A 23,463-nucleotide genomic window follows, 5' to 3' on the forward strand; every position below is an offset into this window, starting at 1 on the left:
CCTAAAATGTGCTTGCATAACAGGGCAAAATATGCTATAATGAATGTGTGTAAAATTTTTTGGCAAAGAGGTCGTGTGTAAATGAAGAACAAATTTCGTGCCCTGACAGCGCTGTTATGCACCTTTGCAGTACTGGTCAGCAGTGCCCTGCCCGCAGGTGCGCTGACTTTCAAGCCCACTGTGAGAGATGAAAACGGTGAACTTAAAGATCTCAGGCTGTACTCCGAATGTGTCTATATGATAAATATGGACACAGGTGAGGAGATAGTCGATATAAACAGCGATAAGGAAGTTCCTCCCGCATCGCTGACAAAGCTGATGACTGCTGTGGTAATGCTTGATGAACTGGGCGGCGATGAAGATGCGCTGAAAGCAAAAAAAATGTCGGCAGGCACAGAAGCATTCGATGAACTGTACGGCACAGGCGCTTCCACCGCCGATATACAGCCCTACGAATCGGTAAGTGCCTACGACCTGCTGGCGGCGAACCTTATACCGTCTGCGTGTGAGGCTTCAAACATCATCGCGGTGAATGTGGGCGGCAATATACCCCGCTTTGTCGATATGATGAACGAAAAGGTGACCGAACTGGGGCTTAAGCATACCCATTTCTCCTGCGCACACGGGCTGTTCACTCAGCAGAATTTCTCTTCTGCTAAGGATATCGCGAAAATATGCGAGTATGCGCTGGATAATTACCCTGTCTTCAAGGAACTGGTCAATACAACGTTCTACACGATGGAACCCACTGACTTCCACCCTGAGGGCACAAGCCTGACCAGCACCGACTTTATGATAAACGAGTATACCGATTACTATTACAGCTATTGTCGCGGCATAAAGACGGGTACTACCGAAGCGGCAGGCAGATGCTTCGCAAGCTACGCTACCTGTGACGGCGCTACCTATCTGACGGTAACGCTGGGTGCTCCGATGGAAAAACAGCCCGAAGACATCAAAAAAGGTGAGGAAGACCCCGATTCGCTGTATGCGGCGGAAGATGTGTACTATAATTTCATCGACCATATCAATCTCTATGAATGGGCTTTCAGCACTATGGTGCAGAAGGATTTCATCAACGAGATAAGCGAGGTGCGCGATGTAAAGGTCGAGTACGGCAAAAAGCTGGACTACGCCAACCTCAAACCTGCCTGCGGCTACAGCAGGATGTGGCCCGCAAATATCAAGGTGGAAGAGGTCGAGAAGATAGTCACTGTAAAAGACCACATAGTTGCACCTGTTGAAAAGGGCGATGTGCTGGGTAAAATGGAGCTTCGCTATAACGGCGAAACGCTGACGGAGATAGACCTTATCTCCACCACTAAGGTCGAAAGGTCACCTGTAAAGGAAAGAATGCGGGTGATGAAAGCCTACTTTGAGTCGATGACTTTCAAGGTGACACTGGCATGCGTGCTGGGCGGACTTCTGCTGTACTGCATAATAGTCTTCCTGATAGCACAGAGAAAATATCTGAAAAGGGTAAAATAAGCAAAAAAGTTAAATATAGGAGTGCAGTGAGTGAAAATTTCTTTTTGGAGGATATTGAATGAAAACATTGAAGAAATACTTCTGCATCATGCTTGCGGGAATGACTGCACTGCTGTCAGGCTGCGGCAGCAAGTCCGAAAAGGTCGATATAGCCGATATCGGTGAGGGGCTGACTATCTATTCTTTCAACGCTGGCAAGGCTGATGCCCACCTCATCTACAATGATGAATGGGCGGTGCTGATAGACTGCGGCGAAAAGGGCTTCGGCAAGACAATAGTCAGCTATATGGAAGAAAATAACATATCCAAACTTGATTATCTGATAATCACACATTTCGATAAAGACCATGTGGGCGGCGCGGCTAAGGTGCTTAAAAACTGCGAAGTAGGGTCAGTACTGCAAAGCAATTTGCCGAAAGAAAGCGATGAGTACGACAATTACCTAGAAGCGCTGGAAATAGCACAGAAAACGGCTGAAACTGTCCGCGAAAGGTACAGTTTCACACTGGGCGATGCAGAGTTTACTGTTGACCCGCCTCAGCAGGAGGTCTACGAAAACGATGACAGCAACAATTCGTCGCTGATAACAGAAGTCACTCTCGGTGAGGTGAATATGCTGTTCACAGGTGACGCTGAGAACGACAGACTTGAAGAGTACACTTCATCGGTGAATAAGGTCTACAAATATGTGAAAGTACCGCATCACGGGCGCTGGCAGGACAGCAATACCGATTTTGCCAACAAGGTCAAGGCTGAGATAGCAGTCATCACAAGTTCGGACGAAGAACCCGAAGATGAAGAAACTATCAAGGCTTTTGAGGATAACGGCGCTGAGGTCTTCATTACAAGGAACGGCGCAGTCAGGGCAAAATGCGATGGTAAGAACATCGCGGCGGAATATGTGACGGAAGAAACCGTCGAATAATTGTAAAAATTATGTGAACGCCCTTTACAAATCACGGGAAATCGTGTATAATAATGAAGTCGTATTGTGCGGTAAACGCACACAGCAATATCCCTGCGGCAGAATACGGGTCACGCTTCGGTAAGAAGATTGTACCTGCCGTATCCCGACGCAGCGGAAAAATTTAAGAAAGAGGTACAAAAATATGCTGAGAAAAGACGAAAAGACAGCCGTTATCGAGGCTAACAGAACTCATGAAACCGACACAGGTTCTCCCGAAGTACAGATCGCTATCCTGACCAGAAGGATCTCCGACCTGACCGAACATCTGAAGGTACACAAGAAGGACAACCACTCCAGAAGAGGTATGTACAAGATGATCGGTAAGAGAAGAAATCTTCTCAACTACCTGAAGAAGAACGACATCGAGAGATACAGAGCAGTTATCGACAAGCTGGGTATCCGTAAGTAATCATTTGAAAATTATCGGGGCAGAGGTGCGTTTTGCACCACTGCCTTTCGGTGTTTTATTTAGTAAAGTTCAAAACAAATGTTGAGGTGACGGTGTTTAGCATTGACCGGAGGACAGGAAGACTTCCCGCCCTGCGCTTATTGCTAAAAGCCCTCGCCTGACAGACGAGGAGGAAATGAAAAGATGTTTGAGAATGCAAGAACTTTTGAAACCACCTACGCAGGCAGACCTGTCGTAGTTGAAACAGGCAAGACCTGCGGGCTGGCCAACGGCTCCTGCTGGGTAAGATACGGTGAAACTGTCGTAATGGCAAACGTTACCGCTTCCAAGAAGCCCCGTGAGGGCGTGGATTTCTTCCCGCTTTCCGTTGACTTTGAAGAGAAGATGTATGCTGTCGGCAGGATACCGGGCTCTTTCACCAAGCGTGAAGGCAAGGCAAGCGACAAGGCTATACTGACTTCAAGATGCGTTGACAGACCTATCAGACCTCTGTTCCCTAAGGATATGAGAAACGATGTAACTGTAGTTATGACAGTTCTGTCGGTAGACCCCGATAATTCGCCCGAAATAACAGGCATGATAGCGACGGCTATCGCTATCTCCATCTCCGATATCCCGTGGAACGGTCCTGTAGCTTCCATCAACGTTGGCTATGTTGACGGTGAACTGGTGCTCAACCCCACCCTCGAACAGAGAGCTAAAAATAAGCTGAACCTGACTGTTGCGGGTTCTGCCGAGAAGATAGTAATGATCGAAGCTGGCGCTGAAGAGATACCCGATGACCTGATGCTCAAGGCTATCGAAACAGGTCACGCCGAGATCAAGAAGATGGTAGAGTTCATCAAGGGCATTCAGGCTGAGATAGGCAAGCCTAAGTTCGAGTTCGAGTCGATGGAAGTTGACCACGACCTGTTCGATGAGATCGAGGCTATGGTAGGCGAGGACGTCAAGAAGGCTCTCGATACCGATGACAAGAACGTAAGAGATGCAAGAATGCAGCCCATCTATGATGCTGTTCACGAGAAGTATGACGAGCAGTATCCCGATCAGGGCGCTATGCTGGAGGAAGTTCTCTATAAACTCCAGAAGAAGATAGTAAGAAACTGGCTGTACGAAGGCAAGCGTGTTGACGGCAGAGGCATCGATGAGATCAGACCTCTGGCGGCTGAAGTTGGCGTTCTGCCTAGAGTACACGGTTCAGGCATATTCACCAGAGGTCAGACTCAGGTAATGACAGTCTGCACACTGGGCCCCATTTCCGATGCTCAGAAGCTGGACGGTCTGGACGAGGAAACCAGCAAGAGATATATGCACCAGTACAACTTCCCAAGCTACTCTGTAGGCGAAACAAGACCTTCCAGAGGACCCGGAAGACGTGAGATTGGTCACGGCGCACTGGCTGAAAGGGCACTCGTGCCTGTACTGCCAAGCGTTGAAGAGTTCCCATACGCTATCAGATGCGTGTCTGAGGTGCTTTCTTCCAACGGTTCGACTTCGCAGGGCTCTATCTGCGGCTCGACTCTGGCTCTGATGGACGCAGGCGTTCCGATAAAGGAGCCTGTTGCGGGTATCTCATGCGGTCTGATAACCAAAGAGGACGGCAGCTGGATGACAATGGTCGATATTCAGGGTCTTGAAGACTTCTACGGCGATATGGACTTCAAGGTGGGCGGTACCAAGAACGGTATCACCGCTATACAGGTAGATATCAAGGTCGATGGTCTGACTATGGACATCATCGCAAGCGCTTTCGAGAAGACAAGAAAGGCGAGAATGTACATTCTCGATGAGATAATGCTCAAGGCTATACCTGAGGTAAGACCTGAGGTAAGCAAGTGGGCACCTAAGATGCTCACCACAAAGGTCCCTGTTGACAAGATCAGAGAAGTTATCGGCTCAGGCGGAAAGGTGATACAGAAGATCAGTGCAGAGTGCGAAGTCAAGATCGATATCAACGAGGACGGCAGCGTATTCGTTTCGGGTCTGGACAAGGAGAAGGCTCAGCAGGCTATCAACATCATCAACACCATCGCAAACGATCCCGAGATCGGTGCTATCTACAAGGGCAAGGTCGTTCGTATCATGAACTTCGGTGCGTTTGTTGAGATTGCTCCCGGTAAGGACGGTCTGGTACACATCTCCAAGCTGGATAAGCAGAGAGTTGAAAAGGTAGAAGATGTTGTTTCCATCGGTGACGAGATCGTTGTCAAGGTAATGGAGATCGACGATCAGGGCAGGATCAACCTGTCCCGCAAGGACGCACTGGCTGACCTCGCCAAGAGGAATGCGGCTAAGTAAGTCAAATTGAAAATATTCTCTATGCAGGGCGTGTCTTCGGGTACGACCTGCATAGCTGTAATTATAAGGAAATTGTCTGCTTACGGGATATGAACCCTCGCAAAAACACATATAAAAGCAGACAACATGAATAATCGAAAAGGAGTAACAGAATATGAATTGTCCAATGTGTGGTGGAAATCTCGGTGAGAACGATCAGAGCTGTCAGTACTGCGGCACCAGAAGAAGCGAGATGGGTCCCGCTTTCAACAACCAGCCGAATACTGTCAACTACGGAAATGCCAATAATTACAGCAATAACGCGGCCTACGGTCAGCAGGGCGGATATGGCAATGATAACTACGGTAATACAGCCAATTACGGTCAGCCAAACAGCTATGGCATGGGCTACGGTATGAATGCGCCGCGCAATTCGGGCAGCGGCTTCGCTTCAAGGGCGCTGATGAATCCGCTCGGAACGATAAAAAAGATCAGGCTGATAACATCGCTGATATGTATACTGATATTTATAGGCGTGTTCCTGTACAGGAACGTCTTTATGATGCGCGATGTCAAAAAAGACTTTGACGATTTTTCGGTGACTTTCCCGCAGGTGCTCAAAGAAGATAAAACATCGACTTTCAATGACAATGATGCAGAAGAGAGCGCGGTATATTCCAACAACAACATTGCCTTTGCATATGTAAAGTATGATATGAGCGATGCTGATGTCGATGCGGAAACTTTTGTAGAATACATGGATATTTCGCTTAAGAGCGGACTTGATGATTATGACCAGATAAAACTGGTAGGTGATAAACTCTACTTCTATTTTTCTGAGGACGATGAGAATTATTACAGTCTTCTTACAGCCGAGAAAAAAGACGATGACCTCTATATGTTCATCGGTTATTGCCTCAAATCAGAGGAGAGCAAGTACAGTTCACAGGTAGGCAAGATGATACAGTCTATCAAATTCAAATAAGGAGGCTGTTTATATGGTTTGTAAGACCTGCGGAAAACCTGTTGAAACAGGCGAAAAAATGTGCAGAAACTGCGGTACGCTGACCGAATTCGGGCTTGAATCACAGATGGTCGGACTGAAAAAGCCACAGCAGACTAACGATTTTCAGCAAAAAGCCGCTCGGTTCGGTGAAGTGACAGTCAGAGAACGGAAGGCTTCTGTATTTGCATCGATAGACCCGAAAATCGCTGGCATTATTTTGCTTATTTCGATGCTTGTCATATTCTTCGGAACTTTCTTCTACTACGAGAGCAAGAATATCACTGTCGAGATGAAAGGCTATGACATCACACTTCCCGCTTCGATGAGGGAGGTCAAAGACAGATCTTTCGAGGTAATGGATTCTATCAGCTGTGATTCCTACGCGAACAACAGGATGGAGTTCACCTGCATACGGTACGATGCAGAAACTATCATACCCGACCTGTCGCTCAACCCTTCAAATGACGATATAGAAGGTCTGGACGCATACTATACCGCAAAGTCGGAACTGGAGATGCTTGATCTGAATTTTCCTGAGATGCTTGATGGAATTTTCTCGGAAAAACTGAAAAACTACGAGCGCAAGAAACTGCAAGGCAGGGTGCTGGAGTTCACTTACAGCGACAAGGCAATGGTCGATAATTTCGTGGCTGTGCATATCGAGGTCAAGGATCATACAGTCTACCAGTTCAGCCTGCTGTGTTCCAACGACCAGAAGAGCAAGCTGGAAAAGAAGTTCAAAGATATATTCAAGTCAATAGAAATGCACTGAGTTTAAGCCCCCGATGCCGAACGGCGTTGGGGGCACAGTTTTCAGGGGCGGCGCATAGTATGCACAGGGGTGAAACTATGGTGTATCTTGCGGCGGTGCTGGTACTTATCACGGCAGGGCTTCTGCTGGGGGAACTGTTTCGCGGTGACGAAATACCCGCTGTGCCTGCGGCAGTGGTCGTTTTTGATGACGGAAGCATCGGACTTGAAGCGCAGGTGATGTCATTCCTGCGGGAAGAAGAAGCCTTGGGGCGGAACGCAAGACCTGTCATAATTTACCGCACTGACAGAGATTTCAGCAATGCGGCTGAAAGGCTTGCCGCTGAAAACAGCGGGGTGTATCTTGCAGGAGATATGGGAGAAGTCGGTCGCATCGCGGCAGGTGTAAAAGAATGATGGCTCATACTGCGGGCGGCAGGGGAGTCGGAGGAAAGGAGAAACGGAAAATGGCAGAGCCAGAGAGGATAGAGGGCGAAGTAGACCGTGTAAAATTCAAGAATTCAGACGGCAGTTTCTGCGTGATAAACGTCAAGACTGACGATGAACTGATAACCGCTGTCGGTGCGATGGGCGACATCGAAGAGGGCGAGATGGTGGTGCTGACGGGCGAGTTTTTCAACAGCGACATCTACGGCAAAGAGATGAAAGTGCAGATGTTCGAGAGAAGCCTGCCCTCTACAGAAGCGGCTATACTGAGGTATCTCAGCAGTGGGGCGCTTAAGTCTGTAAGACCGCTGATAGCTAAGATGCTTGTTAAGAAGTTCGGTGACAAGACGCTGGAAATAATCGAAAACGAGCCTGAAAGGATACTGGAGATAGCGGGCATGACGCAGGAACGTGTCGATACTATCAGCGATGAATTCAAGAAAGCGTTCGCGGCGCGTGCGCTGGTGGTCTATATGAATAAAAACGGCATACCCACCAAATACGGCGTTCGCGCATGGCGCAAGCTGGGAAACGGCGCTCAGCAGGAGATAAAGAAGAACCCCTACATAATGTGCGGTGACGGCATCGACCTGCCATTTGAGGACGCTGACAGCATCGCAGAAAAAGAGGAGATACCCCGTGACAGCGAACAGCGCATAAGGGCGGGCATACGCTTTGCTCTGAGAGATGTTGCCCGCGAAAAGGGTCATACCTGCATAGCTATGGAAGCACTGAAATATGACGCTGTAAGGCTGTTGGATATAAGCGGTGAACTGTTTGACAAGGTGAAGAAAGTCGCCCTTGCCGAACAGGATATCTACGAACTTGAGATAAACGGCGAGAGTTTCGTGATGCTTGATGACTATTATAAGGCTGAGGAGTACATAGCAAGGCGGCTGGAAGTGATGAAATCCATATCACATGATAGCAGGATAGACTATACGCCTGTCATCGAACTGGAAGAGTCCCAGACAGGCATAAAGTACGAAGACCAACAGAAAAAAGCAATAAATCTCGCGCTTTCAGAGGGCTTTCTGGTGCTGACGGGAGGTCCGGGCACAGGTAAGACCACAACGCTGAATGCCATAATATCGCTGTTTGAACAGCAGTCGCTCGATGTTTTCATCGCAGCACCCACAGGCAGGGCGGCAAAGCGCATAAGCGACCTGACAGGTCATGATGCCAAAACGATACACCGCATGCTTGAAGTCATGCCATCTGACGGTGACAGAATGCTGTTCATTCACGATGAGGACAACCTGCTGGACTGCGATGTAATGGTGGTCGATGAGATGTCGATGGTTGACAGCGAACTGTTTGAGGCTCTTCTGAGGGCGCTGAAAGTCACCTGCAAGCTGGTGCTTGTGGGCGACAGTGACCAGCTTCCGCCTGTTGGCGCGGGCAACGTCCTTCAGGATATCATCGACAGCGGCGTGATGTCGGTGGTGCGGCTGACCGAAGTGTTCAGGCAGGCGCAGGAGTCTGATATAGTCATGAATGCCCACCGCATAGTTTCGGGTGAGATGATAGACCTCAAAAAGCGTGACAGGGACTTTGTTTTCCTGCACCGCGCCGATCCCGACAGCTTATACAGCACACTGGTGGAACTTTGTGCCGAACGTCTGCCAAACAAGTACGGCGTTTCGCCCATATCTGATATACAGGTGCTCTCACCCACGAAACAGGGGGCGATAGCCACACATACCCTCAACAAGATATTGCAGGAGAAGCTGAACCCTCCCGCCGCCGACAAGGAAGAGATAAAGACCGCATACCGCATCTACCGCGTGGGCGATAAGGTGATGCAGACCCGCAATAACTACGAGATAAGCTGGACACCCGAAAACAGCAGTGATGACGAGGAAAGCGGCAAGGGCATGTATAACGGCGATATCGGCATAATAGTCGAGGCCGATCCCAAAGCAAAGACGCTGGCTGTGAATTTTGAGGGGCGCATAGCCCTGTATCGCGGCGAGATGCTTGACGATCTGGAACTTGCTTACGCGGTGACTGTACACAAAAGTCAGGGCAGTGAGTACGATGTGGTGATACTGACACTCTATCAGGGACTTGATGCGCTGTATTACCGCAATCTGCTGTACACGGCGGTCACAAGGGCGAAGAAACTGCTGGTCATACTGGGTACATCGGGGCGCATCGGCTACATGATACGCAACAACAACAAAAGCCTGAGATTTACAGCGCTCAGGTACATGCTCGAACAGGGTGCATACGCAAAAGAGTTCGAGGAGATGGACGAAGACATCTGATAAGGGGGCGGGCGAATGCCATTCAATATCATAAGGGCAGATATCACAACGGTAAAGGCTGATGCCATCGTAAATGCGGCTAACAATTCGCTTCTTGGCGGCGGGGGAGTTGACGGCGCGATACACCGCGCGGCAGGAGCAGAACTTCTGGAAGAGTGCAGGACGCTCGGCGGCTGTGAAACAGGTCATGCTAAGGCGACAGCAGGCTACAGGCTGGATTGCAGGCACATAATACATACGGCAGGTCCTGTATGGCGGGGCGGAAATGACGGCGAAGAAGAACTTCTCAGGTCTTGCTACAGAAACTCTCTGGCGCTGGCGAAGAGTCTTGGCTGTGAGAGCATAGCTTTCCCGCTGATATCGGCAGGCATATACGGCTACCCTAAGCGTGCGGCTATCGAAGTCGCAGAGAGCGAAGCGCGGGCATTTCTTGAAGAAAACGAAATGGATATCACGCTGGTCGTTTTCGACAGAGCCGAATTTGAGATAAGCAGTGACCGTTACAGCGATATCGCGCAGTACATCGATGATGCTTACGCAGATGCGGTAAAAAAACGCGAACGCGGCAGAACAGCAGAAATGAACTCGGCTTTCGGGGCGGCTGAAAAGTCAAAAAAACGGAGGTTTTTCGGGGTAAAAGCGAAGTCAGCCGAACCCGCTCCGCTGATGGAAGAGTGCTGTGAAGCTATATCGGCGGCAGATATTTTTGCCGACCGTGACGAATCATTCTCACAGTCACTTCTGCGAATGATAGATGAGCGCGGCATGACCGATGTTGAAGCGTACAAGCGTGCGAACATCGACCGCAAGCTGTTCTCTAAGATACGCAGTGACATTCACTACAAGCCCAAAAAACAGACGGTGCTTGCATTTGCAGTGGCGCTGAAACTCAGCCTTGCCGAAACCGAGCAATTACTGGCGCGGGCAGGCTTTGCGCTGTCAAACTCACTGGACTTCGACCTGATAGTCAAGTACCATATCACACACGGCATATACGACATTTACGAGATAAACGAAGCACTCTTCCGATTTGACCAGACTTTGCTGGGTCAGGTCTGAGCGAATATAAGACGAAAGGGAAGAAAGGCAGAACTTTCTTCCCTTTTTTGTGCATAAAAAGACACCCCTGCCAAAGCAGAAGTGTCTTCGTAAGCTGGTGGCCGGACTCGAACCGGCGACCTGCTCATTACGAATGAGCTGCACTACCAACTGTGCTACACCAGCATATATCAGCCCTGCCGTAAGACAGGGCATTTTGTTTACCAAGTCTGATCGTCGCCCTCGATAGAAGTCAGTGCGAGGTCACCCGCCGCCATAGCCTTAGCCCTTACATAAGCCGCCAGTGAAGCCACATCTATCGTGCTCAGTTCATCAGTCAGCTCCTGCAAAATGGCAGGGGGAATGGAATAACTGTGTACCTCAGGCATGTGTATCTCAGGCGCGAACTTGAACATGGGTATAGTCGCATCATCAGTATTGAGATCACAGCGGAAATCGGTCGGTATCTTATACGGCTCGTCCTTGCGGGGCTTTTTGATAAGTTCGACCTTAGTCAGCCATACATTCAGCTTGTTGAAGTCGGCTGAAAGCTGAGGGAGCACATCATTATCGGCATAGTATATGAACAGCGAAGCTAAGTCATTCATGATGAAAACTCTGTCAAGCGCGAAGTCATTGAAAAACACATGCCGCAGAGCACAGCAAAGCGCAAACTTATTTCTTGCCATAACATATCCCTCCTATATTCGGCCGGAACTTATATCAGCCTTGATATTATACCACATTTCCTCTGATTTGTCAAGAGCAGTTATCTGACATGTTGTTAAGCGTATCCTCAGCCTTTATATTATCTGGAAAAGATAGAATTTCAGATAGTCCGTTTCCGGTACGTTCATAAGTATCGGGTGGTCGGGTCCCTGCTGTCTTGCTTCTACCAGTTTAAGGCGTACCCCCGCATCTTTCGCCGCACTCATAAGCATTTTCACAAAGAGGTCGTTTCGCATGAAGTGCGAGCAGGAACATGTCGCCAGATACCCGCCGCGCGGCAGAAGTTTCATCGCGCGGTAGTTTATCTCCTTGTAGCCGCGCTCAGCCGAATTTACCGTCTTTCTGCTTTTTGTGAATGCGGGCGGGTCGAGTATCACAAAGTCATACCCCGCCTTTTCTTCTGCCAGCTTAGGCAGAAGGTCGAACACATCTGCGCATACAAAGTCCATCTTATCCGACAGACCATTTCTTTCGGCGTTGGCTTTAGCCGTATCCACCGCAAACTGTGAAACGTCCACCGCAGTGACATGTTCAGCACCGCCCATAGCGGCATTCAGCGCGAAAGAACCTGTGTGTGTGAAGCAGTCCAGCACCCGCTTGCCCTTAGCTATCTTAGCCGCCGCCAGTCGGTTGTACTTCTGGTCAAGGAAAAATCCTGTTTTCTGACCGTTCTCCACATCTACCTTATAGATAACGCCGTTCTCGCATATCTCTGTCACGGGTGAGGGCGTTTCGGCAGGCAGGAAATCGGCTTTATACCAGCCCTTGCCCTGTTCAAGACCCTCCAGTTCTCTTATAGCCACATCATTTCTCTCCATGATGCCCCTGAGCGTCACACCGTCAGCCGCCAGTTCTTCGGTCAGCAGTCGGTAGAGCATATCTTTGCGCTGTTCCATGCCGTAACTCAGCACCTGCACCGAAAGTATATCGCCGTAGCGGTCAACAGTCAGTCCGGGCAGACCGTCAGACTCGCCGTGTACCAGTCGGCAGGCGGATATGTCATCGCCCATGACAGTCTTTCTGTGGTCGAGCGCATAGCGCACCCTCCGCCTGAAAAAGCTCTCACCGAAAGTTTCGTTGGCATTGTCCGAGAGTATGCGCACCCTTATCTTGCTGTTCATGCTCACCAGTCCCGAACCGAGATAGCCGCCCTTTTCGGTCAGCACATCGGCTATCACGCCGTTTTCGATGTCATCGGGCGACTGTGTTATCTCATTATCGTACACCCACGGATGCCCGCCTTTCAGCCTTTCGGCGCACCTTTTGCTGACTGTGAATGTGGGAAGACCCCTTTTGCTTTTCATATAATTCCTCCTGCCTGTTATGGTAAACGACAACACTTATCAGTTGTCCGCTAAAACGAAATCGACCTTGCCCGAATTTACATTCGCGCCCAGCACCTTTATGGCGATGCGCTGTCCCACGCGGTATACTGTGCCTGTGGAGAAGTTTTTCAGCTGCATCATGCCGTCGCTCTCATAGTAGCCCTCAGGCAGGTTGTCAACATGGATCAGACCCTCGCAGGTGTTGTCAAGTTCAACGAACATGCCGAAATCCGTCACCGAAGTGATAACGCCCTCAAAGCATTCGTCGATGTGACCTGTCATATATTCAGCCTTGTAGCAGTCATCACATGCACGCTCTGTCTGCATGGCGGTCAGTTCTGTTTCGGTAGACCTGTCAGCCGCCGCATAAACGAACTTGTTGAATCTGCTCCTGCACTCTTCGGCAGACATGCCCTCCAGAAAAGCCGACATTATGCGGTGTATCGAAAGGTCGGGGTAGCGGCGTATCGGCGAGGTGAAGTGCGCATAATCCTCCAGCACCAGCCCGTAGTGACCTATCGGCTCGGTATCGTACTTCGCCTTTGACATGCTTCTCAGCACCGCGTTGTTGACTATCTTCTCGGCATCAGTGCCTTTCGATATTTCCAGTATCTCCGCCAGCTGTTTCGGCTTTGGGTCGTCCCCCAGCACATAGACTATGTTCAGCCCCGCCAGCATTTCTTTAAGCCCCTCTATCTTCTCGGCAGAGGGCGGTTCGTGTACGCGGTATACGAAAGGCAGTTCGTTCTCCAGCCCGAACCTTGCGGCGCACTCATTGGCAGTCAGCATGAAGTCCTCTATCATCTCCTGCGCAAATCCGCGCTGATACTCGCCCACGCCCACACAGACGTTCTCTTCGTCGAACATCAGTGCGCTCTCGCTTGTTTCTATCTGCGGCGCACCTCTTGCGATGCGCTTTTTGCCCAGTATCTCAGCCAGTTTTTTCATTACGGGCAATTGGTCGATGACCTCTTTGTACTTCTCAGCCATCTCGCGGCTCACAAAGCCGTCAAAAATATCGTTTATCTCCGAATAAACGCCCTTCACCCTCGACCTTATGACCGATTTTGTGAACTTATAGCTTTTTATATCGCCCGACTTGTCCAGCTGACACAGACATGAGAAAGCCAGCCTGTCCTCCTGCGGGTTGAGCGAACAGATGCCGTTTGAAAGTTCGGCAGGGAGCATTGGTATGACCCTGTTTGCGTAGTACACGCTGGTGCCGCGCTGAAAAGCCTCGTTATCCAGCGCAGACTTCGGCTTTACATAGTGTGAAACATCTGCTATGTGTACCCCCAGCAGGTAGCCGTCCTCATTCTCCTGAACGCTTACGGCATCGTCAATATCTTTGGTGTCAGCGCCGTCTATGGTGAATATGGGCAGTTCCCTCAGGTCGAGCCTGCCCTCCTTTTCCTCAGCGCTTATACCCGCCGCAGAAGTCCTGCGTGCCTCGTCTATGACCTCAGGCGGGAAAATAGGGGACAGCCCCGCCGCCGCCACTATACTCAGCGCACAAGCGTCAGCTTTCAGCGAACTTCCCAGACATGTCACTATCTCGCATCTGTGCTCGCTGTGGCGTTCGCCGCGCTTTGTTATGAGCGCCACTGCCTTGTCACCCTCGTGAAGTTCCAGCCCCAGCGGGTTGACAAAATCCAGCGCGTATTTTGATATGACATCGGGCATTATTTTCAGCTGACCGAATTCGCTGACGATCTCGCCGCTGAAACGGCTGAAATTCTCCTCCTCTATGGAAACGACTTCACCTTCGGGGCTTTCGCCTTTGCTTGGGCGTATCTGCACCATCACGATGTCGCCGGGCATCGCACCCATCAGCAGTTTGCCCGGTATGAATATCTCCTCGTTGGTGTCAACGTTCTTTACAAAGCCGAAACTCTTGTGCAGTCTGGTGACGCGGCACTTTTTCAGCTTGCCGCCGTTTCCCAGTGTGAAACCCAGCCTGCCCTCGACTATCTCGCCCTTTTTCTTCATTTTGTCCACTGTTTCTGCGAACCTGTCAAAGTCAAAATTCCCCTTTCGGAAAGCCTTGACCAACTCCTTGAAGCTGACAGGCTTCTTGCCTGATGCTTTCAGCTTGTGGAGTATCAGTTTTCTGTAATCTTTCATATCTTCTCCCTCATGAGTCCAACTAAGTGGACATCTATTTTCTCTTATAAGTTTTCAGCCATGATCTGTAGGCATCTTCATAACTATTAAAGTCTTCGGCTTGAAACGCCTTTTTTTCGTATTATAGCAATCCAACTATTTAAATTCACAAAATCCAGTCGCAAAAGCTCGGATTTATGGATTTTGTCTGAATTTTAAGGCGGATTGCTATAGTCCTGTCTTTATTCACAGGAAATCTGCGGTAGCTCCTGCTCATTTTTCACCCTTTTTTCTTAATCAGCATCTCCATCAGCCGAACATATCTGCCGTCGCCCGCAATTTCAGCGCAATTTTTGATATCCCCGTAGCAGACAGAATAAAACTCACCGACCCTTACGCTGTGCCTGATATTCTTTTTCACATACTTCCATATGCGCTTCCTTGTGCTTTCGTCAGCCTGCATAATGCACAGCGCACAGGTGTAAAAAGCCCGACGATTGGCGCTTGTCAGCACATCGGTGTGCTTTTTGAAAAGTTCTTCCGCCGCTGATACCTCGCCCTTTTCCGCCAGCAGTCCTATCATCTCTTCTGCGGCGGTCAGCGCACGCATCTTACCGTTTTCGTCTGTTATTTCGGACTCAAAAGCCCGTTCGTAGCACCCGCGCACCGCCTGCTCTCTGTCCTCTGTGCGATGGGTATACTCAGCAAACCTTCTCAGCTTCTCAAAGTCCTCGCCCTCAAGCCCGTTTTCCTTGAAAATATCCACCAGAGCGCAGACTTCCTCAGTCATTTCAAGTTCAGCCGCCAGATAGATGCTGTCCACAATATCGTACTCATCGGTGCTTGCGGGATAATTGTACCCGCCATCGGTCATAAGACCGCACCAGCAGTCAAAATTTGCGTTCTTCGCCCGCGTGAACAGTTCCTCGTCAGCGCTCGTGCGGTATTTCTGCATCATGTCGGCAAGCATCTCCATACCCGCGCCGAACCCCTGAAAACTTTCATTTTCGCAGGCTTTGACCTCCTGTTCAAAAAGTTTCCGCACCATCTGTTCGCGCTCATTTTCGGGCAGTTCTCTCACCCCGAACTGCAAGCCGTACACCAGCCGCAGACGGGCAATACGGTTCTCATCTGTATCGCCGTACCTCTCGGTGTGCCTGCATTTGTACAGATACGCCGCTTTATCCCCCGCGAGATATCGGTCGATATCTGCGGTCAGACGTTCTTTTATACGTGAAAGTATCTCGCGCTGACCCATCACTCAGTCCTCTCCGAAAGCTACAGCCGTGTACTCCTCTTTAAGAGTATACCCGAATTTTGCGGCTATTTTCAGCGACATTGTGTTTGCCGCGTCCCAGTGGGCTTTAAGTCCGCGCTTTGCACATTCACGAATAAACGCCGCCCCCGCGACAGTCGCCAGACCTTTCCTGCGGTAGTCGGGGTGAGTGGCTATCTCCACCTCGACCCCGCCGCTGTAAGCCGAATAGCAGGAAGCCGCGCAGATAAGCCTTCCCCGATGGGTGATACAGCACCCGAAAGCGTTATCGGCAAAGTCGGCATAGTCCTTAAAATTACCCACAAACGCCCACGACCATGTTTCCTTTATCGCCTGAGCGTATATTTCTTCGTCTATCATGCCAAGTTCAAATTCGGGTAAAGCCGATATGTCAGCCAGCCTGTCCAGCTGTGTGATATCGAATTTTTCGGGCATTTTCGTGCGGTAGCGCACCGTCCTCACCAGCCCCTTGTCAAGGGCGAGAAGCGCCTGCGTCCAGCTTTCGTCCAGCGGCATGAATACTGCCTCGCTGTTATTTTCTGCCAGCGCAAAAACCTCAGCCGCCGCCGAAGCATCCCCCGCGCAGAAGTAAAAATCACCCGCGCATATCACCGCAGATGCGGGCTTTTCTTCGTTATCGCAGTAAGCGATGCCTGTGCGCCCCTCTTTGTAGCTTATCAGCACCGAATCCTCAAACCCCTCGAACATCTGGGCTATCAGTGCGCGCTTGTCCGTTTTGACCATGCTGTTTCCTCCCTACAATGAAAAAAGCCCCGCGTTGGCAGGGCTGATATCATTCTCACTTGTTGAGATATCCGTGGATTATGCTTACTGCAATAGTCAGTATGAACATAACTATCGCTGCATTTCTGGTCATTCTGTTCAGCTTTGCATCACGGGTGTTGCCTGTGTTCTTGCCGTAGAACGAGTCGTTATAACCGCCGCCGATAGCGGAAGTCAAGCCATCGTCCTTAGACTCCTGTACCAGAACAACAAGAATGATTATTACACTGCAAAGCGCCAGTACAACGCCTGCGCCGATCTCGATAGGTGACATAATACTTTCCTCCATAATGGTATTACATAATTTACATCATTATAGCACACTTTTTCAGAAATTGCAAGGGGTTTGCGAAATTTTTTACAATATTCCCGTCATTCAGCAGTACACACCATGACGAGTGACAGCCCCCCGACATTATTCCTCAAACACTCCGACAGCGCGATCCTATCTCCTTAAAATAATTGCACATTAAAATTTTTCGTGGTTATCCCGCTGACACACCACAAAAACGGCGGTTTTACAGAACTTAAGGTGGTTGGCGTATGGTGCTCAATTATCCTTTTGTTTACAGCATTTTCAGCTGGTGTGCTAAAGGGATAGTCATAAAATTTTTTATGGAGCGTAACACTCCCCGCGTCATCATCATAGTATATTCACGGAGGCTGACCTCCATGAAACGGAGATGATATAATGGATAAATTTGAAAAAGATATTCTCGGCAAAATATTCGATGATGATGCCGATGATGTCAAAGCCTGCCCCGTACCGGGTACGGCTCTGCCAAAAGGAATGGCTCTCGCTATGGCGTATGTGCCGTTCCAGATGTGGGAAACGCCATATGAAGATGATGTGGCGTTCTCGCGCGGAACGGTCTTTCCCTGTCTTGATAAGCCGTTTATAGGAGAGGAGGCTGTGAAAAATGCCCGTACTGAATGATAAGCAAAAGCTGATGCGCAAACTCCAGCAAAGCTGTTTCGCCCTTGCCGAAGCTAATCTCTACCTCGACAGCCACCCCACCTGCAAGATGGGTCTTGAGTATTTCCGCCGCCATAAAGCAGAAAAAGAGGCTATCGAAAAGGAGTACACCGAGAAGTACGGCCCGCTGACAGCAGTGCAGTCAGACGGCACGAAAAAATGGGAGTGGGTAGCCGCACCCTTCCCGTGGGAAAGAGGTGAGAACTGATGTGGCAGTATGAAAAGAAACTCCAGTACCCCGTAAACATCAAAGAGCCTAACCCCGCCCTCGCTAAGGTGATAATATCTCAGCTTGGCGGACCTGACGGCGAACTCGGCGCATCTCTGCGCTATCTCAATCAGCGCTATGCCGCCCCATGCCGCGAAGTTCAGGCTATGCTGACCGATGTTGGCACAGAAGAACTTGCTCACATGGAAATGATAAGCGCTATCCTCTACCAGCTGACTCGCGGTCTTTCGATGAAAGAGATAAAAGAGGGCGGATTTGACACCTATTTCGTTGACCACACTACGGGCATATATCCCGTAGCGGCATCGGGCGTGCCATTTTCGGCAGATTATTTCCAGTCTAAGGGCGACCCTATAGCCGACCTCAACGAAGACCTCGCCGCCGAGCAGAAAGCCCGCGTGACTTACGACAACATTCTCCGCCTTACCGATGACCCCGATGTGCGCGACCCGATAAAGTTCCTGCGCGAAAGGGAGATAGTCCACTATCAGCGTTTCGGTGAGAGCCTGCGCCTTGTCACCGATATGCTTGACAGCAAGAATTTCTACGCATTCAATCCCTCTTTTGACAAAAAGTAGGTCGTAACAGCAGGGCGAAAGGCAGTCTTTGCATGCCCCGTATCAGCTTTATGACTTCGCTTTGTTCATGCTCTTGCTTTCTCGGCGGTTTCATGATATAATGTATGTAATGAACGGAGGTCATATCATGAAATTTCCATTTGACAGCGATATTTATTCATTGCATACACCATGTTATCTCGTCAGCGAGAAAGCCCTTAAACACAATATGGAGATACTTCTCTCAGTCCGCAAACGCACAGGCTGTAAGATCCTCCTCGCCCAGAAAGCATTTTCAATGTACTCAGCCTATCCGCTGATGCGCCCCTACCTTGACGGCACTACCGCCAGCGGTCTGTATGAAGCAAAACTCGGTCATGATGAGTTCGGCGGCGAAACACACGTTTTCGCCCCTGCCTATAAGCACGAAGATATGGCTGAACTTGTGAAGATATGCGATGATATCATATTCAACAGCTTCTCCCAGTGGCGCTTGCACCGCGATACTGTCCGCAAAAGCGGCAGGCGCATCTCCTGCGGCATTCGCTGCAACCCGCTCTACTCGGAGATAGAAACAGATATCTATAACCCATGTTTCACAGGTTCGCGGCTCGGCGTTACCCCCGAAAATTTCGAGAGCGGCGAACTTGACGGCATCGAGGGTCTGCATTTTCATACCATGTGCGAACAGGGCGCTGATGTTTTCGCGCGTACAGTCCCCCATATCGAAAAGCATTTCGGCGGCTATCTGGGGCAGATGAAATGGCTGAATTTCGGCGGCGGTCACCACATCACCAAAGCGGGCTACGATGTTGACCTGCTGTGCAGAACGGTGGACTATATCCAGCAGAAGTACGCTGTGCAGGTCTACCTTGAACCTGGTGAAGCCTGTGCGCTGAATGCAGGCTGGCTTGTGACGCAAGTCCTTGATACCGGCAGGAACGGCACAGATTTCGCCATAGTCGATACCTCAGCCGCCTGCCACATGCCCGATGTCCTTGAAATGCCCTACCGCCCAGAACTTATCGGCGCAGGTGAAAAAGGCGAAAAGCCCCACACCTACCGTCTGGGCGGTCCGACCTGTCTTGCGGGCGATATCATTGGCGATTATTCGTTCGATGCCCCCCTCAAAGCGGGCGACAGGCTTGTTTTCTGCGATATGGCGATATATTCGATGTGTAAGAACAACACATTCAACGGCATGCCCCTGCCCGATATCTACCTCGAAAAGCCGGACGGCAGCACCGAACTTGTAAAGCACTTCGGGTATGAAGATTTCAAACAGAGAGTCTGATAATATGTCAAAAGCCTTTCCCCGCAAAACGGAGAAAGGCTTTTTTCAGTTGTTTTCTTCTGTAAATTCGATGCCGCGCTCTTCGAGATAAGCGGTCAGGTCTTTGTAGGCGTTGAGCGTTGAATTCTCATCGGTTATCTTTACCACCGCACCTTCCTTGCCCTCAATGATGCCTTTCAGTTCGTCAATGTCCATCACCTTGTCCTCAAAGATGTACTTGTCCTCAGATACCGTCACCTCTATCATCTCAGCCTTAGCATTCTCGTTCATCGAATCGGTAGAATCATCGCCGTTGCCCGTATCGGAAGTTTCCTCAGCCGAATTTGCGGGTACTCTTGCATCAGCCTGCACTTCTGCCTGTGATTCGGCAGTTCCGCCGTCTTTATTAAAAACCTTATCTATAAAAGAACATGCACAAAGTGACGTTGATATTGTAATTATCCCAATTAACAGTAAAAACGTCTTTTTTCTTGTTTTAATATTATTCATTTTCATCACCTTCAATATATTTAATTTTGTGTTCTTCCAGCTGACTGACAAGTTCGCGGAATGCTTTCTGTGAAGCGCCCTTGTCGGTAATGCGCACCGCCGAAAGGTCATCGTCCTCTTCGACCGCACTGATTATATCGGCTATCTCAGCCTTTTCATCTTTTAGGTAGTAGTCACTGCCGTCAATGGTGACCTCTAAATACTCCATCTGATCTGTATTGAGTTCGATGGGTGCAACAGCGGGTATAGCGCCGTCACTGCCCGTACCGCTCCCCCGATGGGTAAATACGTATATCGCCGCAGCTCCGACTGCGACCACTGCCAGCGCCAGCATCACACCAAGTATAGAAATGCCTTTTCTGTTCATGCTATTATCCTCCTTTTAGACAGATGTGTCGGTCTCAGACAGGAAAAAGTGCGTATACTTCACTTTCAGCCTGTCAAACACCCCCGATATGACCCTATATGAATTGCGCGAACCCGCCAGAGATGCGTCATATATCAGTTCGCACAGAAAAGTGTCATCGGGAGATACCCCCGCCGCTTCCACCAGCTGTTCTATCTTTGTTTGAAGTTCGTCATCGTATACATCAAAACTGCCTGCTTCTGCTTCGCCCTTTTTGACATACACCGTCCACGACTTGCCGTCGGGCTTCAGCAGAAACTTGAGATTCTGCCCCTTGCTGAATTCAAATATCGCTGAGATATCCTGCCCCTGACGCTCATTCGCGTCCATAAGTTCAGCCAATTCCTGCTCGGCCTGTGCTTTCAGCTCTTCTGCCTCTGCCAGCTTGTATTCAGCTTCATCGGATATCGCCTGCGCCTCCGCCATAGCGGTCTTAGTCTTTGTGTCGCTCTCCATCGAACTGAACATTATGAAGAAGAAAAGAATTATCAGTATGACATCAAGCAGTGAGGTGAAATCCAGAATGATATCCTTGTTATTCATCAGCCACCTCTTCTTTGGCAGTCTTTACCTTCTTTTTCTTCTTGTCCTTCGATTCAATTTCCTGAACTATCTCGTGTATGCGCGTGATAGTGTCGTTTACCGATGAAACGATGAATGCGTTTACCGACTTGAACACCACCGAGAAAACTATGCCCCACGCAGTAGAAGTCAGTGCGTTGAAGAAGTTGTTCTTGATATCTTCCATATTAGTTTCAGCGGGCGCGAATTTCAGGTTCAGCAGTGCGATAACAGTGCCGAACATGCCCAGCAGAGGGAATATCGTTATCGAAGTAGTGAACAGCGAGTAGCTAGTATTAAAAGCTTTACGAAGTATTTTAGCTGAATCAGGATTAGATGTCATTTTATCTTCGTACTTATTTATTAAACGTTGGAAAAAATTAACCGAGATTAAAATAATAAGCGTTATAAAGGCAAAAATTGCAATAAATCCATCTTGATGGAGGATACTATTTTTCATTTTTTCAATAAAACTAAGATCCATAAAAAATCACCCAACAACAGTATAACACATATTACCTCCGATTTCAAGGACTTTTGTCAAATAACTGCACGCGCATCGTCAGTTATTTTCGCCTGACGGAAATTATTTTATGGATAAAAACGGAAAAAAGTCCGTAATATACATGGTTACCCTTGACAAATCGGGCTTTTGGGTATATAATATTATCGTTATTTATTTGTCAAAGTGACCTCAGGGGGAACAGCAAATGTCAAAAAACGGAAATATATCGTCATCAGTCATAAAGCGCCTGCCGAGATATTACAGATTTCTTGGCGAACTTGAAAAACAGGGCGTAGAGCGCATCTCGTCAAGGGAATTATCTGAAAAAATGAAACTTACCGCCTCGCAGATAAGGCAGGATCTCAACTGTTTCGGCGGTTTCGGTCAGCAGGGCTACGGCTATCAGGTGCAGTCATTGCGGGAGGAGATAGGTCACATTCTCGGTGTTGACAAGGCATACTCCACCATACTGATAGGCGCGGGCAATCTGGGCAAGGCTATAGCACTGCACATAAATTTTGAAACAAGGGGCTGTCAGCTGACAGGCATTTTTGATGCAAACCCCCGTCTTACAGGCGAAACTGTGGGCAGTCTGGCAATAAGGCACACCGATGAGATAGAGGAATTCTGCAAGGCTGAACACCCTGTCATCGCGGTGCTGTGCATACCGAAAGCGAACACTCAGGCGATAGCTGACAAGCTGGTGGGTCTGGGCATTCGCTCTTTCTGGAACTTCTCTCACTATGACCTGACCATTGACCATCAGGGCATCGAGGTCGAGAACGTGCATCTGGGTGACAGCCTGCTGACGCTGACTTACCGCACAAGTCACCTTAAAGACAGCGAAGAAGAATAAACTTATATGGAAACTCCGCGAGGGGTTTCTTTTTTGTTTGCATAGTATACTTGTCCGAAAGTTATGGTTGACAATCCGCTGAAACGGTGCTATAATGTATACTGATATCAAGAAAGGAGTATACAATGAAAACACGAGAAATGATACTAACAGGGATTTTCGCCGCGCTGACGGCGGTGGGCGCATTCATCAAAGTGCCTGTGCCTGTCTGCCCGTTCACACTGCAATTTCTGTTCACAACACTGGCAGGGGTGCTTCTTGGCGGAAAACTCGGTGCATGCGCCGTCGGCATATACGTTATGCTCGGTCTGGCGGGACTGCCCATCTTCGCGGGCGGCGGCGGCATCAGCTATGTGCTTCAGCCCACATTCGGCTACCTGATAGGCTTTATCGCGGGCGCATGGCTGACAGGTGCGATAGTCCATCGTGGCACGCTCGACATGAAGCGGCTTTTCGCAGGCTGTTTCGCGGGACTGATGGTGGTCTACGCCTTCGGAATGGCGTATTACTGGGCAATAAGCAAATTCTGGCTGGGTACGCCCATCGGGGTGAAGCCGCTGTTCATCTACTGCTTTGTACTGGCAGTACCGGGCGATATCGCACTGTGCATCATATCGGCAGTGCTAGGCAAAAGACTGTTGCCGCTGACCAAAAAGCACTTCCCACATGCCGCAAAAACCGTGTGATATCGGCTTTTCGGACAATTTCGCGGGGCCGCATGC

General features: G+C 49.4%; 25 protein-coding genes and 1 tRNA gene. 15 read left to right on the plus strand and 11 right to left on the minus strand.

What is annotated here, in order from left to right:
* Nucleotides 1-81 precede the first annotated feature (81 nt).
* The 9 genes from CUS_RS16270 to CUS_RS16310 all read left to right on the plus strand — a co-directional run bounded on the left by CUS_RS16270 (nucleotide 82) and on the right by CUS_RS16310 (nucleotide 10,673).
* On the plus strand, nucleotides 82-1,488 hold the full coding sequence (locus CUS_RS16270; protein WP_002853064.1) for a D-alanyl-D-alanine carboxypeptidase family protein: 1,407 nt from the start codon (nucleotides 82-84) through the stop codon (nucleotides 1,486-1,488).
* Between the two features lie 58 nt (nucleotides 1,489-1,546).
* Complete coding sequence (locus CUS_RS16275; RefSeq protein WP_002853098.1) at nucleotides 1,547-2,413, plus strand: ComEC/Rec2 family competence protein; 867 nt, start codon at nucleotides 1,547-1,549, stop codon at nucleotides 2,411-2,413.
* Nucleotides 2,414-2,597: 184 nt separating this feature from the next.
* Entirely contained in the window at nucleotides 2,598-2,864 is a 267-nt protein-coding gene (rpsO, locus tag CUS_RS16280; protein WP_002853075.1) for a 30S ribosomal protein S15, read from the plus strand.
* 183 nt (nucleotides 2,865-3,047) lie between these two features.
* The gene (locus tag CUS_RS16285) at nucleotides 3,048-5,162 is read left to right on the plus strand and encodes a polyribonucleotide nucleotidyltransferase (RefSeq protein WP_002852846.1); all 2,115 of its coding nucleotides are present in this window, start codon (nucleotides 3,048-3,050) and stop codon (nucleotides 5,160-5,162) included.
* Nucleotides 5,163-5,316: 154 nt separating this feature from the next.
* A complete protein-coding gene (locus tag CUS_RS16290; RefSeq protein WP_002852713.1) occupies nucleotides 5,317-6,126 on the plus strand; it encodes a hypothetical protein in 810 nt (269 codons plus the stop codon).
* Nucleotides 6,127-6,139: 13 nt separating this feature from the next.
* Entirely contained in the window at nucleotides 6,140-6,919 is a 780-nt protein-coding gene (locus CUS_RS16295; protein WP_002852956.1) for a hypothetical protein, read from the plus strand.
* Between the two features lie 59 nt (nucleotides 6,920-6,978).
* Nucleotides 6,979-7,314, plus strand: a complete 336-nt coding sequence (locus tag CUS_RS16300) for a hypothetical protein (RefSeq protein ID WP_002852794.1) — start codon at nucleotides 6,979-6,981, stop codon at nucleotides 7,312-7,314.
* A gap of 50 nt (nucleotides 7,315-7,364) precedes the next feature.
* Nucleotides 7,365-9,614 (plus strand): SF1B family DNA helicase RecD2, encoded by a 2,250-nt coding sequence (gene recD2 / locus CUS_RS16305; RefSeq protein WP_037277841.1) that lies wholly within the window; start codon nucleotides 7,365-7,367, stop codon nucleotides 9,612-9,614.
* 15 nt (nucleotides 9,615-9,629) lie between these two features.
* Nucleotides 9,630-10,673: an O-acetyl-ADP-ribose deacetylase gene (locus CUS_RS16310; protein WP_002852899.1), complete on the plus strand. Its 1,044-nt coding sequence runs from the start codon at nucleotides 9,630-9,632 to the stop codon at nucleotides 10,671-10,673.
* A gap of 92 nt (nucleotides 10,674-10,765) precedes the next feature.
* Here the strand turns inward: CUS_RS16310 and CUS_RS16315 are convergent.
* From CUS_RS16315 to secG, 7 genes are all read right to left on the minus strand, one after another.
* Nucleotides 10,766-10,838: transfer RNA gene (locus CUS_RS16315), tRNA-Thr, on the minus strand.
* A gap of 35 nt (nucleotides 10,839-10,873) precedes the next feature.
* Nucleotides 10,874-11,341, minus strand: a complete 468-nt coding sequence (locus CUS_RS16320; protein ID WP_002853048.1) for a hypothetical protein — start codon at nucleotides 11,339-11,341, stop codon at nucleotides 10,874-10,876.
* A 114-nt stretch (nucleotides 11,342-11,455) separates the two neighbouring features.
* Nucleotides 11,456-12,685 carry a class I SAM-dependent rRNA methyltransferase gene (locus tag CUS_RS16325; RefSeq protein ID WP_002852745.1) on the minus strand — a complete coding sequence of 410 codons (1,230 nt, stop codon included), beginning with the start codon at nucleotides 12,683-12,685 and terminating at the stop codon, nucleotides 11,456-11,458.
* 39 nt (nucleotides 12,686-12,724) lie between these two features.
* Nucleotides 12,725-14,830 (minus strand): ribonuclease R, encoded by a 2,106-nt coding sequence (rnr, locus tag CUS_RS16330; RefSeq protein WP_002853010.1) that lies wholly within the window; start codon nucleotides 14,828-14,830, stop codon nucleotides 12,725-12,727.
* A 259-nt stretch (nucleotides 14,831-15,089) separates the two neighbouring features.
* Nucleotides 15,090-16,070: a hypothetical protein gene (locus CUS_RS16335; protein WP_037277808.1), complete on the minus strand. Its 981-nt coding sequence runs from the start codon at nucleotides 16,068-16,070 to the stop codon at nucleotides 15,090-15,092.
* Nucleotides 16,071-16,829 (minus strand): GNAT family N-acetyltransferase, encoded by a 759-nt coding sequence (locus CUS_RS16340; protein WP_002853026.1) that lies wholly within the window; start codon nucleotides 16,827-16,829, stop codon nucleotides 16,071-16,073.
* A 55-nt stretch (nucleotides 16,830-16,884) separates the two neighbouring features.
* Nucleotides 16,885-17,142, minus strand: coding sequence for a preprotein translocase subunit SecG (gene secG / locus CUS_RS16345; RefSeq protein WP_002852912.1), 258 nt, complete (start codon nucleotides 17,140-17,142; stop codon nucleotides 16,885-16,887).
* A gap of 417 nt (nucleotides 17,143-17,559) precedes the next feature.
* On the opposite strand from secG, the gene CUS_RS16350 reads away from it, so the two are divergent.
* From CUS_RS16350 to nspC, 4 genes are all read left to right on the plus strand, one after another.
* Nucleotides 17,560-17,805: a spore coat associated protein CotJA gene (locus CUS_RS16350; RefSeq protein ID WP_002852977.1), complete on the plus strand. Its 246-nt coding sequence runs from the start codon at nucleotides 17,560-17,562 to the stop codon at nucleotides 17,803-17,805.
* The gene (locus CUS_RS16355; RefSeq protein WP_002852801.1) at nucleotides 17,789-18,052 is read left to right on the plus strand and encodes a spore coat protein CotJB; all 264 of its coding nucleotides are present in this window, start codon (nucleotides 17,789-17,791) and stop codon (nucleotides 18,050-18,052) included. The genes CUS_RS16350 and CUS_RS16355 overlap by 17 nt, the downstream gene beginning before the upstream one ends.
* Complete coding sequence (locus tag CUS_RS16360; RefSeq protein WP_002852835.1) at nucleotides 18,052-18,651, plus strand: manganese catalase family protein; 600 nt, start codon at nucleotides 18,052-18,054, stop codon at nucleotides 18,649-18,651. Before CUS_RS16355 ends, CUS_RS16360 begins: the two co-directional genes overlap by 1 nt.
* A 127-nt stretch (nucleotides 18,652-18,778) precedes the next feature.
* The gene (gene nspC / locus CUS_RS16365; protein ID WP_002853040.1) at nucleotides 18,779-19,924 is read left to right on the plus strand and encodes a carboxynorspermidine decarboxylase; all 1,146 of its coding nucleotides are present in this window, start codon (nucleotides 18,779-18,781) and stop codon (nucleotides 19,922-19,924) included.
* Nucleotides 19,925-19,969: 45 nt separating this feature from the next.
* On the opposite strand, the gene CUS_RS18880 is transcribed toward nspC, so the two are convergent.
* The 4 genes from CUS_RS18880 to CUS_RS16385 are packed head-to-tail and all read right to left on the minus strand — an operon-like array spanning nucleotide 19,970 to nucleotide 21,723.
* The gene (locus tag CUS_RS18880; RefSeq protein WP_002852834.1) at nucleotides 19,970-20,413 is read right to left on the minus strand and encodes a hypothetical protein; all 444 of its coding nucleotides are present in this window, start codon (nucleotides 20,411-20,413) and stop codon (nucleotides 19,970-19,972) included.
* Nucleotides 20,406-20,780: a hypothetical protein gene (locus tag CUS_RS16375; RefSeq protein ID WP_002853014.1), complete on the minus strand. Its 375-nt coding sequence runs from the start codon at nucleotides 20,778-20,780 to the stop codon at nucleotides 20,406-20,408. The genes CUS_RS18880 and CUS_RS16375 overlap by 8 nt, the downstream gene beginning before the upstream one ends.
* Before the next feature lie 15 nt (nucleotides 20,781-20,795).
* Entirely contained in the window at nucleotides 20,796-21,362 is a 567-nt protein-coding gene (locus CUS_RS16380; RefSeq protein ID WP_002853100.1) for a biopolymer transporter ExbD, read from the minus strand.
* Nucleotides 21,355-21,723, minus strand: a complete 369-nt coding sequence (locus CUS_RS16385) for a MotA/TolQ/ExbB proton channel family protein (RefSeq protein WP_002852855.1) — start codon at nucleotides 21,721-21,723, stop codon at nucleotides 21,355-21,357. Before CUS_RS16385 ends, CUS_RS16380 begins: the two co-directional genes overlap by 8 nt.
* A 367-nt stretch (nucleotides 21,724-22,090) precedes the next feature.
* Between CUS_RS16385 and CUS_RS16390 the strand changes: the two genes are divergently transcribed.
* Both CUS_RS16390 and CUS_RS16395 read left to right on the plus strand, forming a co-directional pair.
* Nucleotides 22,091-22,741 carry a redox-sensing transcriptional repressor Rex gene (locus CUS_RS16390; protein WP_002853089.1) on the plus strand — a complete coding sequence of 217 codons (651 nt, stop codon included), beginning with the start codon at nucleotides 22,091-22,093 and terminating at the stop codon, nucleotides 22,739-22,741.
* A gap of 125 nt (nucleotides 22,742-22,866) precedes the next feature.
* Nucleotides 22,867-23,427, plus strand: coding sequence for a biotin transporter BioY (locus CUS_RS16395; RefSeq protein WP_002852860.1), 561 nt, complete (start codon nucleotides 22,867-22,869; stop codon nucleotides 23,425-23,427).
* Nucleotides 23,428-23,463: the final 36 nt, after the last annotated feature.

Origin of the sequence: Hominimerdicola alba 8 (assembly GCF_000178155.2) — a bacterium.
GTDB lineage: Bacteria > Bacillota > Clostridia > Oscillospirales > Ruminococcaceae > Hominimerdicola > Hominimerdicola alba_C.